Genomic DNA, 15,144 nt, shown 5'->3' on the forward strand with positions numbered 1-15,144 from the left:
TCAGTGCTGGTAGCCGTAGACGCCGCGCGCCTGGTCACGGACGAGGCGGCCCTTCTCCAGCTCGATGACGCGCTTGCGCATCTGGTCCACGATGTTCTGGTCGTGCGTCGCCATCAGGACCGTGGTGCCCGTCCGGTTGATCCGGTCGAGCAGTTTCATGATGCCCACGGAGGTCTGTGGGTCGAGGTTTCCGGTCGGCTCGTCGGCGATGAGGAGCTTGGGCCGGTTCACGAAGGCTCTCGCGATGGCCACGCGCTGCTGCTCACCACCGGACAGCTCGCCGGGCATCCGGTCCTCCTTGCCGCCCAGACCGACGAGGTCGAGCACCTGGGGCACGGACTTGCGGATCTCGCCGCGGGACTTGCCGATGACCTCCTGGGCGAAGGCCACGTTCTCGGCGACCGTCTTGTTGGGAAGCAGGCGGAAGTCCTGGAAGACGGTCCCCAGCTGGCGGCGCATCTGCGGCACCTTCCAGTTGGAGAGGCGCGCGAGGTCCTTGCCCAGGACGTGCACCTGGCCTTGGCTGGTCCGCTCCTCGCGGAGGATCAGCCGCAGGAAGGTGGACTTTCCGGAGCCGGAGGACCCCACGAGGAACACGAATTCTCCGCGCTCGACCTCCAGGGAGACATCCCTGAGAGCGGGGCGGGTCTGCTTGGGGTAGACCTTGGAGACATTGTCGAATCGGATCACGGGTGCACCACGGGTCGCCGGGGGTAGGTGTGCGTGACCATACGCGAACCGGGTGTGCGAGCGCAGTCGGCGTACGGGGTTACACACCGCTTGCACGATTTGTCATGGATCCGAGGCGCGATTCACACCCGTCCAGAGGGGCTGAGGGTACTCCGGACGGGGCAGGACGAGGAGGGCCGCGCCGAAATCCGCGGAACCTGGCACAGTGGTAGGGGAACGGTTGCGTTAGCCGCAGCGTTGAGAGAGCGATGTGTACGCGGCAGTGCCGCGTACGCGGAGACGTCGCAAGGAGGGCCGGCGCATGACGTACGACCGACTGGTATGCGCTAACTGCGCGGCACCCGTCAGCGAGGGCCGCTGCCCCGTCTGCCGCGCGAACCGGCAGCGGCTCCAGCAGGAGAGCCTCTTCGCGGGGCTCAACCCCATGACACTGATCGCCCTGCTCGTGGTGCTGATCGCGGCGCTGGCCCTGTTGGCCCACCAGACGGTGTGAGAGGCGCGGGGACGGCCCGGCACTGCCGCCGCCTCCCCGGGGGCCCGGTAGCACGGGAAGGGCCCGGAGCGAGCTGCTCCGGGCCCTTCGTCGTACGTGCGGAACGTCAGGCGGCGGCGCCGCGGCCGCCCGCGAGGCGCGGCAGCAGGCGGAAGCCGACACCGCCGGCGATCATCGTGGCGGCACCGATGATCAGGAAGGTGGTCTGACCGGCACCGGTGTCGGCCAGCTCGCCGTCCTCACCCTGGACCTGGGCGTCCGAACCGGTGTCGGTGAGGGCGGAGGAGCCCTCCTCCTGGGTGCTGGAACCGCCGTCGGGGTCGGCGTCGTTGCCGCCCGTGCCGCCGCCGGAGGGGCCGGAGCTGCTGCCGGAGGTGGGCTCCTCGGTCGGGTCGGTCGCGGTCGGGGCCGGCTCGGTCGGCTCGGGCTCCGTCGGGGCCGGCTCGGTGGGCTCCGGCTCGGTCGGGGCCGGCTCGGTCGGCTCGGGCTCCGTGGGAGCCGGCTCGGTCGGCGCGGGCTCGGTCGGGGCCGGGTCGGTCGGCGCCGGGTCCGTCGGGATGCCGGTCGGGTCCGGGTCCGGGTCCGGGGCCGGGTTGTCCGCGGTGGTCGCGGTGAGACCGACGTTGAGGTCGAGCGCCGAGGCGGCACCCGCCGCGGTCAGTGAGGCGCCGGCGGCGATCACCGCGCAGGCGGCTATTCGCGCCACGCGGATCCGCGTCTTCTTGGTCATCTTCCTGCTACCCCCAGTAGCCGATCGTCAATGGAGCAGCGCCCGGAGCCCACGGCGTCACAGGAGATTGCGTTCGACCCCCCGGTTCACATGCACCCCGGTGATACGCATGCCACACGTCACCCTTCCCAGTTTTCAAAGCAGCGTCAAGGTCGTTGCGTACGCGATGTCCGGAACACCATTGTTTGCCCGGCCTGAGGACATGTGACTGTGACGGAAAACCCAGACAGCCTCATAAAACAAGGCAACTGCCGCCCGGTGGGCGGCAGTTGCCTTGTCGACAAAGAAGCTTCGGCGGGGGCGGGGAACGTCCGCCCGGACCGCTTCGGCCGGGTGCCTACTTCTCCTGCTGCTTGCGCCAGCGAATTCCGGCTTCCAGGAAGCCGTCGATCTCGCCGCCGAACACGGCCTCGGGGTTGCCGACCTCGAACTCCGTGCGCAGGTCCTTGACCATCTGGTACGGGTGCAGGACGTACGAACGCATCTGGTTTCCCCAGGAGTTGCCGCCGTCGCCCTTGAGGGCGTCCATCGCGGCCTGCTCCTCCTGCCGGCGCCGCTCCAGGAGCTTGGCCTGCAGGACGTTCATGGCCGAGGCCTTGTTCTGGATCTGCGACCGCTCGTTCTGGCAGGAGACGACGATGCCGGTGGGAAGGTGGGTCAGACGCACCGCGGAGTCGGTGGTGTTGACGCCCTGGCCGCCGGGACCGGACGAGCGGTACACGTCGATCCGCAGCTCGGACTCGTCGATCTCGATGTGGTCGGTCTGCTCGACGACCGGCAGGATCTCGACACCGGCGAAGGAGGTCTGGCGGCGCCCCTGGTTGTCGAACGGCGAGATGCGCACCAGCCGGTGCGTGCCCTGCTCCACGGAGAGCGTGCCGTACGCGTACGGCGAGTGGACGGCGAAGGTGGTGGACTTGATGCCCGCCTCTTCCGCGTACGAGGTCTCGTACAGCTCCGTCTTGTAGCCGTGGCGCTCGGCCCAGCGCAGGTACATGCGCTGGAGCTTCTCGGCGAAGTCCGAGGCGTCCACGCCGCCGGCCTCCGCGCGGATGGTGACGACGGCCTCGCGGGAGTCGTACTCGCCGGACAGGAGGGTACGGACCTCCATCTCGTCCAGCGCCTTCCTGACGGCGACGAGCTCGGCGTCGGCCTCGGCGCGGGTGTCCGGGTCGTCCTCCTCCTCGGCCATCTCGAAGAGCACGGCCAGATCGTCGATGCGCCCGCGGAGCGCCTCGGCCTTCCTGACCTCCGCCTGGAGGTGGCTCAGCTTGCTGGTGATCTTCTGCGCCTCGTCCGGGTCGTCCCACAGGGACGGCGCGGCCGCCTGCTCCTCGAGCACGGCGACATCTGCCCTCAGCTTGTCGAGGTCCAGGACGGCCTCGATCGACTCCATGGTCGAGGAGAGGGACTTGAGCTCTTCGGATACATCGACGACTGCCACGCCTCCAGCGTAACGGTTACGGCAACCGGGCCCGTCCTCGTCCCCGCGGGGAACCCCGCCCCGCGACCGGCCACCAAGCAGATCTCGCCCCCTCCGCCCCTTCCCTTCCCGTACCCGGGGCTCCGCCCCGGACCCCGCTCCTCAAACGCCGGAGGGGCTGACTTCTCAGCCCGTCCGGCGTTTGAGGACGAGGCCGTCAGGCCGAAGCGGGGGTCCGGGGGCGGTAGCCCCCGGGGACGATGGGGGTCCCCCCCCGGTCGAGCGAAGCCGAGACCTTGGGGGAGGGCAGGGGCGGAGGGGGCGAGAAAAGCCTTTCCCGTGTGCCGGCCGGGGGTCACGGGGAGGCCGGGGCCGAGTTCTCCGTGTCCTGGGGGGCCGCCTCACCGTCGTCGGAGGTGGCGAGCCAGGTGCCGACCCCTACGGCGGCGACCAGGGCGACCGCCGCCGCCCCCAGGGTGAGCCGCCGCCTGCGCGCGGAGGCACGGTGCCGGGCGGAACCGGGCCGGGGCGCGCCCGCGGCCCGGGGCACACGGGCCGTCCCCCGGGCCCCGCCGGCCAGCTCGTCGGGTGCCGGCACCCGCATCGAGGTGTGGGTGTCCCGGTTCGAATCGGGCGCGGCCCCCGGCACGAGGGGCACGGCCCCCCGCCGCTCGCGCGCCACGGCGGGCGCGGCCGGCTCCGCGCTCTCCTCGGGCTCCGCGTCCTCGTCCGCGGATTCCGCGTCCGGGGAGTCCACGTCCAGCGGCGGCATCCCGGCCAGCAGCGGAAGCTGCTCGCGCAGGCGCGCGCCCAGCTCGGAGGCGCGCAGCCGGGACGCGGGCGCCTTGGCCAGGCACTGGAGGACGAGCTGCCACAGCTCGTCCGGGATGCCCGGCAGCGGGACGACGGTCTCGGTGACGTGGCGGCGCAGGACCGCGCCGGGGTGCCCGCCCCCGAAGGGCGTGAAGCCGGCGAGCAGCTCGTAGAGCACGGTCGCCAGCGCGTAGATGTCGACGGCCGCGCGCGGCGGCAGACCCTCGACGATCTCGGGCGCCAGGTAGTCGGGCGTGCCGATGATCTTCGTGACCCGGGTCCGGCGCGGCGAGTCGATGAGCTTGGCCACGCCGAAGTCGGTCAGGAGGGCCGGGTGGGAGCCGCCGGGACCGAGCGGTCCCTGCATGTCGAGCAGGACGTTCTCGGGCTTCACGTCGCGGTGGACGACCCCGGCGGCGTGCGCGGCGGCGAGGGCGTCCGCCACGTCGGCGACGATCGCGACCGCGGCCTCCGGGGCCAGCCTGCGCTCCCGGTCGAGCCGGGTGCGCAGGTCGGTGCCCCGCACGAGGTCCATGACGAGGGCGAGGTCGTTGCCGTCCACGACCAGGTCGCGCACCGCCACCACGTGGGGGTGGTCGAGGCCGAGCAGCGCGGTGCGCTCCTGCACGAAGCGCCCCACCAGTTCCTGGTCGGACGCCAGGTCCTCGCGGAGCAGCTTGATGGCGACGGGTCCCTCGGGCCCCTCGCCCAGCCACACCGTGCCGGCGCTCCCCCGCCCCAGGATCTGGTTCGCGGTGTACCTGCTGCCGATCTTGCGTGCCAAGACTGCTCCTACAGACGCGTGTTGCCGCTTAAAGTACGCGCCCGCGGAGCCAGTCTTCACGCCCGGGACCGAAATCACCCGTCAGATATCGACAAATCCCCAGAGCCGGCCGTCCGGGGGCCGGGGATCAGGTGCCCGAGGTGCCCGAGCCGCCCGAGGGGTCCTTCGAGCCGAGATCCCCTATCCAGTCGGTGACCGTGTCGAACCAGTCGGTGAGCTGGCCCCAGAAGCTCTTGGTCGAGCCGATCCAGTCCTGGAGGGGGCTGAACTCCCAGATCAGCCAGCCGGCCACGAAGAAGATGACGATCGTGAACAGGCACCCCTTGAGGCAGCCGAGTCCCGGGATCTTCATGGGGTTTGCGCTGCGCTGACGGGGCTCGCGCGGCTGCCGGGGGGCGGGCTGCTGGGGCCGCTGCGGCTCGGGCGCGTACCGCTGCGGCTGGGGCTGCTGCTGGGGCGCGGGAGCGTAGCGCTGCTGCTGGGGCTGCGGCGCGTACTGCTGTTGTTGCTGCTGCTGCTGCTGCGGATAGCCGTATCCGGGCGGCGGCTGCTGGCCCCGCTGCGGGCGCTGCTGGGGCTGCTGCGGTTGCGGGCGCTGCTGCTGGGGCTGCTGCTGCGGGCGCGCGACCTGGCGCTGCGGCCTGCGGCGCAGCGGGTCCTCGTTCGGGTCGAGGTACTGGACCTGCGTCTGTTCGTTGCGGTCGCGGGCCGCGCGCATCTGGTTCTGCCAGGGGTGCGGGTCCTCGCCCTGACCGGGCGCTCCGCCCGGCTGGTTCTGCGGCACCGGCGGCAGCACGGCGGTCGGGTCGGCCGCGCCCGCGCCCGCGGTGTGCGGCAGCACGCTGGTGGCGCCGTACGGGTCGTAGGAGCCCGCGCCCTGCGGGAGCACCTGGGTGGCGTCGGCCGCGCCGGGCGGCATGCCCGGGACCTGCGCCGGGGCCGGGTCGGGCCCGAGCAGGGCGCCCACGCCCTCGGCGGCGGCGATCTGCGCGGGCGAGGCGTGCACCCCGACGCCCGCGGCGACGGCGCGCAGTCCGCGCGCGAGGTTCTCCGCGCTGGGCCGTTCGTCCGGGTTCTTGCGCAGGCAGCGCTCTATGACGGTCCACAGCGGGTCGGGGACGGTCGAGGGGCGGCGCGGTTCGACGCTCAGGTGCTGGTGCAGCACCTCGAGGGCGGACTCGCCCGAGAACGGCGGGCGCCCGGTGACCAGCTCGTACAGCAGGATGCCGGCGCCGTAGATGTCCACGGCGGACGTCTGCGGGCGTCCCTCCGCGGACTCCGGGGCGACGTACGCGGGCGTGCCGACGAATTCGTGGGTGCGGGTGAGGCCGGGGGAATCGGCGAGCCGCGCGATGCCGAAGTCGGTCAGCATCGGGTGCATCTGGCCGGCTTCCTGCTTGAGCAGGACGTTCGCGGGCTTCAGGTCGCGGTGCACGACGCCGTCGACGTGGCTGGCGGCGAGCGCGTCGGCGATCTGGGCGGTGAGCAGGGCCGCCGCGACGGGCGAGAGCGGTCCGTTCTCGCGCAGGTAGCGGTGCAGGTCGGGACCGTCGATCAGGTCCATGACGAGGGCGAGGAGTTCGCCCTCGACGACGAGGTCGCGCACCCGCACGATGTTCGGGTGGGTCAGGCGCAGCAGCACCGACCGCTCCCGGAGGAACCGCATCACGATGTCGGCGTCCCCGGCGAGCTCTTCCTTCAGAACCTTGATCGCCACGGTCTCGCCGGGCTGCCCGGCGACGGCCGCCTCCGCGCCGGCGGTCTCCCGCTGGCGGGCTCGCCAGACCGTGCCTGTGGCGCCGCGCCCCAGCGGCTCCTCAAGGAGGTACTTGCTCCCTACCGGCCGCACGTCATGCGCTCCCTGTTGCTTGCTTGCCTGGTCCGTCCACCGTGATCACCGTGGTACAGGAGTTTCCGACCCACTGTAGTGCCGTACCACCCGGCGACGGGCTGTCCCGCCCGTGTGCTTTCCCATAGGTCCCGTGCGCACCTTTGGTTCGCACGGACGCTTGCGCGGACGCCGCCGTCCGTGTTCGACGGTGAGGGCGCCCGCATGTCGTTCGACGGAAAGACGCTCACTTCGGTCGCTCGGTTGCCAGGGAGCGGGCGTGAGCGATCCCAAGCCGACATCGGGCGGCCACCTGTCAGGAACTTTTACGGGCAGAGCCGACCAATCAAGATCACTTACGGGTGGGGAGCGGGCACGCTGTCGGTGACAGGTGCGAGGATGCCTCCAGCTACTGGCCGACGTGCCCGTGTGCGGTGGGGGGATCTGCGGTGGGGGACCGCAGCGCAGCCTCGTCCTCGTCGCGGACACCTGCGCGGAAGGGACCCCTGACGGCGATGCAGATCCGGCTGACCGTCGTAGACCCGCTGGGCTCGCCCTCGGAGCCACGGGGGCGAGGCACGGCCTGCGACGTCCTGGTCACCGCGCCCGCCGGTACGGCGCTGGCCGCGGTCGCGTCGGGGCTGGCCGCGGCGGTCGGGGGAAGCGGGGGCGCCTCCCCGGGCGAGCGGGGCCGTGAGCCCGGCGGGAGCCAGACCGTGCTCTACGCGGGCGCGGAGCGGCTCGACGCCCAGCGCTGCACGCTCGGCGAGCCGCCGCTGACCGACGGCGCCGTGCTCAGTCTGGGCGCGCCCGCCGAACCCGGTCCCGACCTGGACGGCGTCTCGGCCCAGCTCCACGTGGTCGCGGGACCCGACGCCGGCGGCGTGCACCTGCTGCACGGCGGCCAGATCCGCATCGGCCGCTCCGCGGACGCCGACGTGCCCCTGGACGACCCCGACGTGTCCCGCCTGCACTGCGCGGTCACCGTCACCCCCGACGGCCGTGTCTCGGTCGCGGACAACGGGTCCACGAACGGCACGACGCTCGACGGCTCCCGGGTCGGCGGCCGCCCCGTCCCCTTCGCCCCGGGCGCGCTGCTGCGCGTCGGAGAGTCCGCCCTGCGGCTCGCCCCGCCGGGAGGCCCGGGCCCCGTGGAGACGGCTCCGGACGGCGAGGGTCATGTACGGGTGCGGGCCGGGTCCGCCGAGGAGGCGTCCGCCCGGTCCGCCGGGCACGGCGCTCCGGCGGGCACCTCCGCCACCGCCCGGCCCGGATCGTCCTCCCCGGATTCCGCGGCCTCCCCGGGTTCCGCGCCCTCCGTGAGCACCGGCGGCTTCCCGGCGCAACCCGCATCGGGCGCCGCCACCGGACCGGGCGCGGCCTCCGCCACCCCGCAGGGCACCCCGCAAGGCGCCTCGGCGCCGCGCGGAGCCGTGCCCCACGCGCGCGGGGAGAGCCCCTCGCCCGCCCGGGGCGGTGTTCTGCCGCCCGCCGACGAGACGCACCACGCCTACGGCACCGCGGAGTGGGGCGCCTTCGCCGGCGCCGTCCCCGGAGCGCTGGAGCACGGACTCGCGGTGCCCCCCGCCGTTCCGGAACAGGGCCGGGCACCCCGGATCGAGAGCGGACCGCGGGGCTCGACGACGGAAGGCCGCGGCTTCGGCGCCGGCGGCTCCGCCCGCGGGACCGGCGGACGTACGGACGCCGGCGGACGGGAGGGGACGGGCCCGGCGGACGCGGGGACCTTCGGCCCCGGTGCCGAGGACGCGTCCGAGACGCCCGGGGCCACCGTCCCGGGCGCGCGCGGGGGCACACCCGCGCACGGCGCGGACGTCCCGGGCGCGCGCAGGCGGGGCGGCATCGGCGCGTGGGCCCGGCGGCTGGCGGGCGGCCGCGGAGGCCCGTCCCAGGCCGGCCGGGACGTGTACGGGGCCGGAGACGTCGCGGTGGAGGAACTCCTCCCCGCGGTGCGGCGCTCGCCCGACAGCTGGCCCGACCCGGCGACCCTGCTGCTCACCGCGCTGGGCCCCGGTCCCCGGCTGTGGGAGCGGAGCCCCGGCCACCCCGAGGCGCTGACGGTACGGCTGGGCACGGCCGACCGGGCGGCGCCGGACGGCTCGGGCCTGCTGCCCGCCGTGCCGGTGACCGCCGGGCTGCGGGAGGCCGGCTCCCTGGGCCTGGCCGGACCGCGGGCGCGCCTGTCGGGGCTGGCCCGCTCGGTCGTCGCGCAGCTCGCCGCGCTGCACTCCCCCGACACCCTGGAGATCGTCCTCGTCAGCACCGACCGGGCCCGCACGGTCGAGGAGCGCACCGCCGAGTGGTCCTGGCTCGGCTGGCTCCCCCATCTGCGTCCCGCCCATGGCCAGGACTGCCGTCTGCTGCTCGCCTACGACCGCGACCAGGCGGCGGCGCGCGTGGACGAGCTCCTGCGCCGCCTGGAGGACCACCCGGCGAAGACGCGGGGCGCGCCGTCCGGGGGCTCCGGTGCCACGGTTCCGGCCGCCCGCTCCGGGACGCACGACGCCGACGGCGGGCACGCCGCCCCGTCCGCCGGGACCGGTTCGCGGGGCGCGGCGCGCAGGCCGTCCTGGGCGCGGGCCGACGACACGGACGAGGGGTACGAAGGCCCGTACGCGGTGGTGATCGTGGACGGGGACCCCGGGGGCGCCGACGTGCGGGAGGGCCTGATGCGCCTCGCGCACGAGGGCTCGCGGGCCGGGATCCACCTGGTGTGCCTCGCCGAGACCGCCGCCGCCTCCCCCGCGTCACCGGTGACGGAGACCTACGAGGCGGCGTGCGGGGCGTCACCGGCGTTCCGTGAGTGCGGAGCGGTGGCGCTGCTGAGCGGGGACGTGGCAACGGCGCTGCGGCTGATGCGGGTGGCACCGGGCGGCAGCGGCGAGCGCGCCCCGGACGGAGCCCCGCACCCGGGGTCCCGGCACGGCGGACCCGACGCCGCCGGACGCGGACCGTCCGGCGCCGCGCACGCCTCGCCCGCGCACTCCGGTCCCCGGCGCGACGGTGCCGGCCGCACGGGCCGGTTCACGCGCGGCCCCGTGGGCCACGGCACCGTCGCCGCCGTGGACGCCGTGTCCCTGGCCTGGGCCGAGCGGTTCGCCCGCTCGCTGGCGCCGCTGCGGACGGACGGCACGCTCGGGGACCGGCACACGCGCGTGTCGGCGCCCCTGCCCCAGACGGCCCGGCTGCTGGACGAGCTGGGGCTGGCGCGGGCCACCCCCGCCTCCCTGATGGCCCGTTGGGCGGACGCCGCGGACGACAGCGAGACGTTCGGCGGACGGGCACGGGCGGTGCTCGGCGCCGGCCCGCGCGGACCCGTCGCCGTCGACCTGCCCGTCGAGGGCCCGCACCTGCTCGTCGAGGGCCCGCCCGGCAGCGGCCGTACGGAACTGCTGCGCTCGGTCGCCGCGTCCCTCGCCGCCGCGGAACGGCCCGACCGGCTCGGGATCGTCCTGGTGGACGGACGCGACGCGGCCGCGGCCCCCGGCGGAGCGGGCGGCGGTGAGGGCCTTCGGGCCTGCACCGACCTGCCGCACGTCACCACGCACCTCACGGCCAACGACCCCGTGCGGATGCGGGAGTTCGCCCAGTCCCTGAGCGCCGAGCTGAAACGGCGGTCCGAGCTGCTGGGCCGGCTCGGCTTCGCGGAGTGGCACGCCGGACGGACGGTCCCCGGCCGGATCGTGGCCCAGCGCTCGGGCGGCAGCTCGTCGACCGGGACCTCGTCCCCCGGCGCCGCCGACCTCGACACGCCGTCCAGCTCGACGCTGCGGCTGCGCCCCGCCGCCGCCCGCCGGCAGACCGAGCCGGGGCCCGCGCTGGCCCGCCTGGTCGTGGTCGTCGACGACCTGGACGCCCTGCTGTCACCGCCGCTGGGGTCCCCGGGACGCCCGGCGGCCGGTTCGGTCGTACGGGCGCTGGAGGCCGTGGTCCGGGAGGGCGACCGGCTCGGGGTGCACCTCGTGGCGGCGTCCGGCGCCGGCGGCCGTACGGCCGCGTCGGAGCTGGCGCGTTCCGCCGCGCTGCGCGTCACCCTCGACGCGCTGTCGTCCGGACCCGAGGAACCGGCTCCCGGGCGGGGCCGGCTGCTGCTCCCTGACGGCCGGGAGACCCCGTTCCAGGGCGGGCGCGTCACGGGGCGCATTCCGCGGACGGCGACCCTGCGCCCCACGGTCGTCCCCCTGGAGTGGCACCGCATGGGCGACCCGCCGGCCCGCCGCCCGGTCCGCGAGCTGGGCAACGGACCCACGGACCTGGCCCTGCTCGCCAGCGCCCTCGAACGGGCCGCGCGTTCCGTCTCCGCGGCCGAGACGCCCTCGCTGCTGTGACCCACGACCAGGACGCCTGACCCCCGCGGCCGGGGCGCCCGCGCGGGCGGAACCCGGGACCGGTGTCCCGCGGCCCCGCACGTCACGGCGTCGGCGCCGCTCCCGCCCCCGTCGGCCCGAGCCGCGTCGGCGCGCCCCGCCTCCGTGACGTGACGTCACGACCCCGTCACGATCGCCCACTTGACAGTACCGGCGGTCTTGCCGACCCGGAGGGGCAGGCGTAGACCGGAGCGATCGGGGCAGCAGCCGCTTTGACGTTCGACGAGGAACGAAGAACGGGGCAGTGATGCGCAGCATTCCTCAGATACGCAGGTCGCCCGGTCACTCCACCCACCGCTCGCGCAGAGTCGCGGCGGCCGCCGCAGCCGCCGCCGTCGCGGGCGCCCTCACGCTGACGGCGTGCGGGGGCGGCGACGACGACAAGGGAAGCGGCGGTACGGCCACCCGGAGCGCCGGCGCGGACTCCGTCACCCTGCCGAAGCTCGACGGGGCCACCCTGGAGGTCGCCGCCGTGTGGACCGGGGCGGAACAGGCCAACTTCAAGAAGGTGCTGACGGAGTTCGAGGAGCGCACCGGCGCGAAGGTCACCTTCGTACCGGCGCAGGACCCGATCATCAACTTCCTCGGCTCGAAGATCGCGGGCGGCGCGCCCCCGGACGTGGCGCTGCTCCCCCAGGTCGGCGCGGTGAAGCAGGCCGTCGACAAGGGCTGGGCCAAGCCCGTCGGGCCGGACGCGCAGGCGCAGTTGACGAAGAACTACGCGCAGGGCTGGCAGGACCTCGGCAAGGTCGGCGGCAAGCAGTACGCCGTGTACTACAAGGCCGCCAACAAGTCCCTGGTCTGGTACAACACCAAGGTCTTCGAGAACGCGGGGGCGAAGGAGCCGGGGACCTGGAAGGAGTTCCTGGACACCGCGCGCACGGTCTACGACTCCGGTGTCACCCCCGTCTCGGTCGGCGGCGCCGACGGCTGGACGCTCACCGACTGGTTCGAGAACGTCTACCTCTCCCAGGCGGGTCCCGAGAAGTACGACCGGCTCGCCCGGCACGAGATCAAGTGGACGGATCCGTCCGTGAAGGACGCCCTGACCACGCTGGCCCAGCTGTGGGGCGACAAGAACCTCATAGCGGGCGGGCCGGACGGCGCGCTCCAGACGGAGTTCCCGGCCTCGGTCACCCAGACGTTCACCGGCGGCGACCAGCCGAAGGCGGGCATGGTCTTCGAGGGCGACTTCGTGGGCGTCAACATCGCGGAGACCAAGGCGAGGATCGGGACGGACGCGAAGGTGTTCCCGTTCCCGGCGGTCGGCGACAAGGCACCGGTGGTCAGCGGCGGTGACGCGGCCGTCGTCCTGAAGGACTCGAAGGCGGCCCAGGCGCTGCTGACCTTCCTCGCCTCGCCCGACGCGGCGACCATCCAGGCGAAGCTCGGCGGCTACCTCTCCCCCAACAAGAACGTGGCTCAGTCCGCCTATCCCAACGCCGTCCAGCGGGCCATCGCCAAGGCGCTGGTCGCAGCCGGCGACGACTTCCGCTTCGACATGTCCGACCAGGCCCCGCAGGCCTTCGGCGGAACGCCCGGCAAGGGCGAGTGGAAGGCCCTGCAGGACTTCCTGAAGAACCCGAAGGACGTGGCGGGGACACAGGCGAAGCTCGAATCGGACGCCGCAGCGGCCTACAAGGGCTGATCCGGCCATGACGTCGGCGACGGCCGGGGACACCGCACCGGTGCCCCCGGCCCGTACACGCAAGAGCGTGACCGGGACCCGCAAGGCGGTGGTGGCGCTCTTCCTGCTGCCCGCCCTGGTGCTGCTCGGCGCGCTCGTGGTCTACCCGATCGGGTACTCGGTCGTGCGCAGCTTCTACGACCAGCAGGGCGACGGATTCGCCGGGTTCGACAACTACGAGGCGCTGTTCACCGACGACGGCATCCGTGCCGCGCTGAAGAACAACGTCATCTGGGTGGTGTTCGCCCCGTCGGTCGCGACCGCGCTGGGGCTGGTCTTCGCGGTTCTCACCGAACGGGTGCGCTGGGGAACGGCGTTCAAGCTGGTCGTCTTCATGCCGATGGCGATCTCGATGCTCGCCGCCGGCATCATCTTCCGGCTGGTGTACGACCAGGACCCGGACAAGGGCGTCGCGAACGCGGTGTGGGTGGGGGTGCACGACACCTTCGCCCCGTCGTCGGCGTTCCCCAAGGCCCACCCGGGCCGTCAGTCGCCCCTCACCGCCGACGGGGGCGGGTTCATCACCCGGGACGCCGTGCACACCGGACAGTCCGTCGCCCTGCCGCTGGTGGGCGTCGCCCCGGACCTGATGCCGGACAGCGCCGAGAAGGCCGTACAGGCGGCCACCGACCCCGGAAAGGTCACCGGCACGGCCTGGCAGGACTTCACCCGCGGCAAGGGCGTCGGCAGGCTCGGCCAGGTCGACCCGGGCGAGCTGGGCTACTCCGGGATGAGGATCGAGGCGGTCAAGGACGGGAAGGTCGTCGACTCGGCGGAGGTGGGCGACGACGGCACGTTCTCGCTGTCGGCCAAGGCGGACGGAGCCCGGCTGCGGCTCCCCGCGAGCAACTTCGCGGAGCCGTACAACGGGGTCGACTGGCTGGGCCCGTCGCTGGTCACCCCGGCCGTCATCGGCAGTTACGTCTGGATGTGGGCGGGCTTCGCCATGGTGCTGATCGCCGCGGGCCTGGCCGGTGTGCCGCGTGAGCTCCTGGAGGCCGCCCGGGTCGACGGGGCGAACGAGTGGCAGGTCTTCCGCCGGATCACCGTGCCGCTGCTGGCGCCGGTGCTCGCGGTCGTCGCGGTGACCTTGATGATCAATGTGCTGAAGGTCTTCGACCTGGTGTTCATCATCGCGCCGGGCTCCTCCCAGGACGACGCGAACGTGCTGGCCCTGGAGCTGTACCGCAAGGGCTTCTCGGAGGGCAGGCCGGGCGTGGCGAGCGCCATCGCGGTGTTCCTGCTCCTGCTGGTGATCCCGGTGATGGCCTTCAACGTGAGACGGCTGAGGCGGGAGGTGCGGCGATGAGCACGCATGCCGGACAGGTGGAGAGGACCGCGCCCGCGACGGCCGTGAACAGGGCGCGGCCCTCGCTCGGTTCACGGATCGCGAGCGGGCTCGGCGGCGGCGTCGTACGCGTCTTCCTGCTGCTCGTCGGCCTGTTCTGGCTGGTGCCGACGATCGGGCTGCTGCTGTCCTCGCTGCGCAGCCCCGAGGACATGAACGGCAGCGGCTGGTGGAAGGTGTTCAGCGCGCCCTCGCAGCTCACCGTGGACAACTACCGGAAGCTCCTGGAGAACGGCGACATCACCGACTCGCTGCTCAACACGGTGCTGATCACGGTCCCGGCGACGCTGCTGGTCGTCGTGATCGGCTCGCTCGCCGGCTACGCCTTCGCCTGGATGGAGTTCCCCGGCCGCGACTGGTGGTTCCTCGGCGTGGTCGGCCTGCTGGTCGTCCCGGTGCAGGTGGCCCTGATCCCGATCGCCGAACTCTTCGGGAAGATCGGCGTCTTCGGATCGGTCACCGGCGTGGTCCTCTTCCACGTCGGGTACGGCCTGCCCTTCGCGGTGTTCCTGCTGCGGAACTTCTTCGCGGAGATCCCGAGGGAGCTGCTGGAGGCGGCCCGGCTGGACGGCGCCGGTGAACTGCGCCTGTTCGCCCGGGTGGTGATGCCGCTCGGCGGTCCCGCGATCGCCTCGCTGGGGATCTTCCAGTTCCTGTGGGTGTGGAACGACATGCTGGTCGCGCTGGTGTTCTCCGACTCGGGGAGCCAGCCGATCACGGTCGCGCTCCAGACGCAGGTGCGCCAGTTCGGCAACAACATCAACGTGCTGGCGCCGGGCGCCTTCATCTCGATGGTGGTCCCGCTGGCCGTCTTCTTCGCGTTCCAGCGGCAGTTCGTCTCCGGGGTGATGGCGGGCGCGGTCAAGTAGGCAGGTCGCGGAGGTCTTCGGGGGGCGGGCCGGACACCGGCCCGCCCCCCGGCGTTCACCCCGCGTCCCCCGGATGCCACATCTGGCGTAACCG

Annotated in this window: 10 protein-coding genes; 5 read left to right on the forward strand and 5 right to left on the reverse strand. The window is 73.5% G+C overall.

What is annotated here, in order from left to right:
- Complete coding sequence (gene ftsE / locus ACFW6B_RS02040; RefSeq protein WP_037619290.1) at positions 1-690, reverse strand: cell division ATP-binding protein FtsE; 690 nt, start codon at positions 688-690, stop codon at positions 1-3.
- 301 nt (positions 691-991) lie between these two features.
- Between ftsE and ACFW6B_RS02045 the strand changes: the two genes are divergently transcribed.
- A complete protein-coding gene (locus ACFW6B_RS02045; RefSeq protein ID WP_386591342.1) occupies positions 992-1,183 on the forward strand; it encodes a hypothetical protein in 192 nt (63 codons plus the stop codon).
- 106 nt (positions 1,184-1,289) lie between these two features.
- Here the strand turns inward: ACFW6B_RS02045 and ACFW6B_RS02050 are convergent, their stop codons facing one another.
- From ACFW6B_RS02050 to ACFW6B_RS02065, 4 genes are all read right to left on the reverse strand, one after another.
- On the reverse strand, positions 1,290-1,913 hold the full coding sequence (locus ACFW6B_RS02050; RefSeq protein WP_386591343.1) for a hypothetical protein: 624 nt from the start codon (positions 1,911-1,913) through the stop codon (positions 1,290-1,292).
- A gap of 337 nt (positions 1,914-2,250) precedes the next feature.
- Positions 2,251-3,357: a peptide chain release factor 2 gene (prfB, locus tag ACFW6B_RS02055; RefSeq protein WP_386591344.1), complete on the reverse strand. Its 1,107-nt coding sequence runs from the start codon at positions 3,355-3,357 to the stop codon at positions 2,251-2,253.
- A gap of 334 nt (positions 3,358-3,691) precedes the next feature.
- Positions 3,692-4,933, reverse strand: a complete 1,242-nt coding sequence (locus ACFW6B_RS02060) for a serine/threonine-protein kinase (RefSeq protein ID WP_386591345.1) — start codon at positions 4,931-4,933, stop codon at positions 3,692-3,694.
- Positions 4,934-5,060: 127 nt separating this feature from the next.
- Positions 5,061-6,782 (reverse strand): protein kinase, encoded by a 1,722-nt coding sequence (locus ACFW6B_RS02065; RefSeq protein ID WP_386591346.1) that lies wholly within the window; start codon positions 6,780-6,782, stop codon positions 5,061-5,063.
- Positions 6,783-7,276: 494 nt separating this feature from the next.
- On the opposite strand from ACFW6B_RS02065, the gene ACFW6B_RS02070 reads away from it, so the two are divergent.
- The 4 genes from ACFW6B_RS02070 (at position 7,277) to ACFW6B_RS02085 (ending at position 15,050) form a co-directional block, all read left to right on the forward strand.
- Positions 7,277-11,107, forward strand: a complete 3,831-nt coding sequence (locus ACFW6B_RS02070; RefSeq protein WP_386591347.1) for an FHA domain-containing protein — start codon at positions 7,277-7,279, stop codon at positions 11,105-11,107.
- A 286-nt stretch (positions 11,108-11,393) separates the two neighbouring features.
- The gene (locus ACFW6B_RS02075; protein WP_386591348.1) at positions 11,394-12,794 is read left to right on the forward strand and encodes an ABC transporter substrate-binding protein; all 1,401 of its coding nucleotides are present in this window, start codon (positions 11,394-11,396) and stop codon (positions 12,792-12,794) included.
- Between the two features lie 7 nt (positions 12,795-12,801).
- Complete coding sequence (locus tag ACFW6B_RS02080) at positions 12,802-14,142, forward strand: carbohydrate ABC transporter permease (protein WP_386591349.1); 1,341 nt, start codon at positions 12,802-12,804, stop codon at positions 14,140-14,142.
- Positions 14,139-15,050: a carbohydrate ABC transporter permease gene (locus ACFW6B_RS02085; RefSeq protein ID WP_386591350.1), complete on the forward strand. Its 912-nt coding sequence runs from the start codon at positions 14,139-14,141 to the stop codon at positions 15,048-15,050. Before ACFW6B_RS02080 ends, ACFW6B_RS02085 begins: the two co-directional genes overlap by 4 nt.
- The last annotated feature ends 94 nt before the right edge of the window (positions 15,051-15,144 follow it).

The organism is Streptomyces sp. NPDC058751 (assembly GCF_042746485.1).
In the GTDB taxonomy this organism is placed as follows: Bacteria; Actinomycetota; Actinomycetes; order Streptomycetales; family Streptomycetaceae; genus Streptomyces.

Coding starts and splice junctions, on each gene's coding strand:
- ACFW6B_RS02045 (WP_386591342.1), top strand. CDS start 992: ATGACGTACGACCGACTGGTATGCGCTAACTGCGCGGCACCCGTCAGC.
- ACFW6B_RS02050 (WP_386591343.1), bottom strand. CDS start 1,913: ATGACCAAGAAGACGCGGATCCGCGTGGCGCGAATAGCCGCCTGCGCG.
- ACFW6B_RS02070 (WP_386591347.1), top strand. CDS start 7,277: ATGCAGATCCGGCTGACCGTCGTAGACCCGCTGGGCTCGCCCTCGGAG.
- ACFW6B_RS02075 (WP_386591348.1), top strand. CDS start 11,394: ATGCGCAGCATTCCTCAGATACGCAGGTCGCCCGGTCACTCCACCCAC.
- ACFW6B_RS02080 (WP_386591349.1), top strand. CDS start 12,802: ATGACGTCGGCGACGGCCGGGGACACCGCACCGGTGCCCCCGGCCCGT.
- ACFW6B_RS02085 (WP_386591350.1), top strand. CDS start 14,139: ATGAGCACGCATGCCGGACAGGTGGAGAGGACCGCGCCCGCGACGGCC.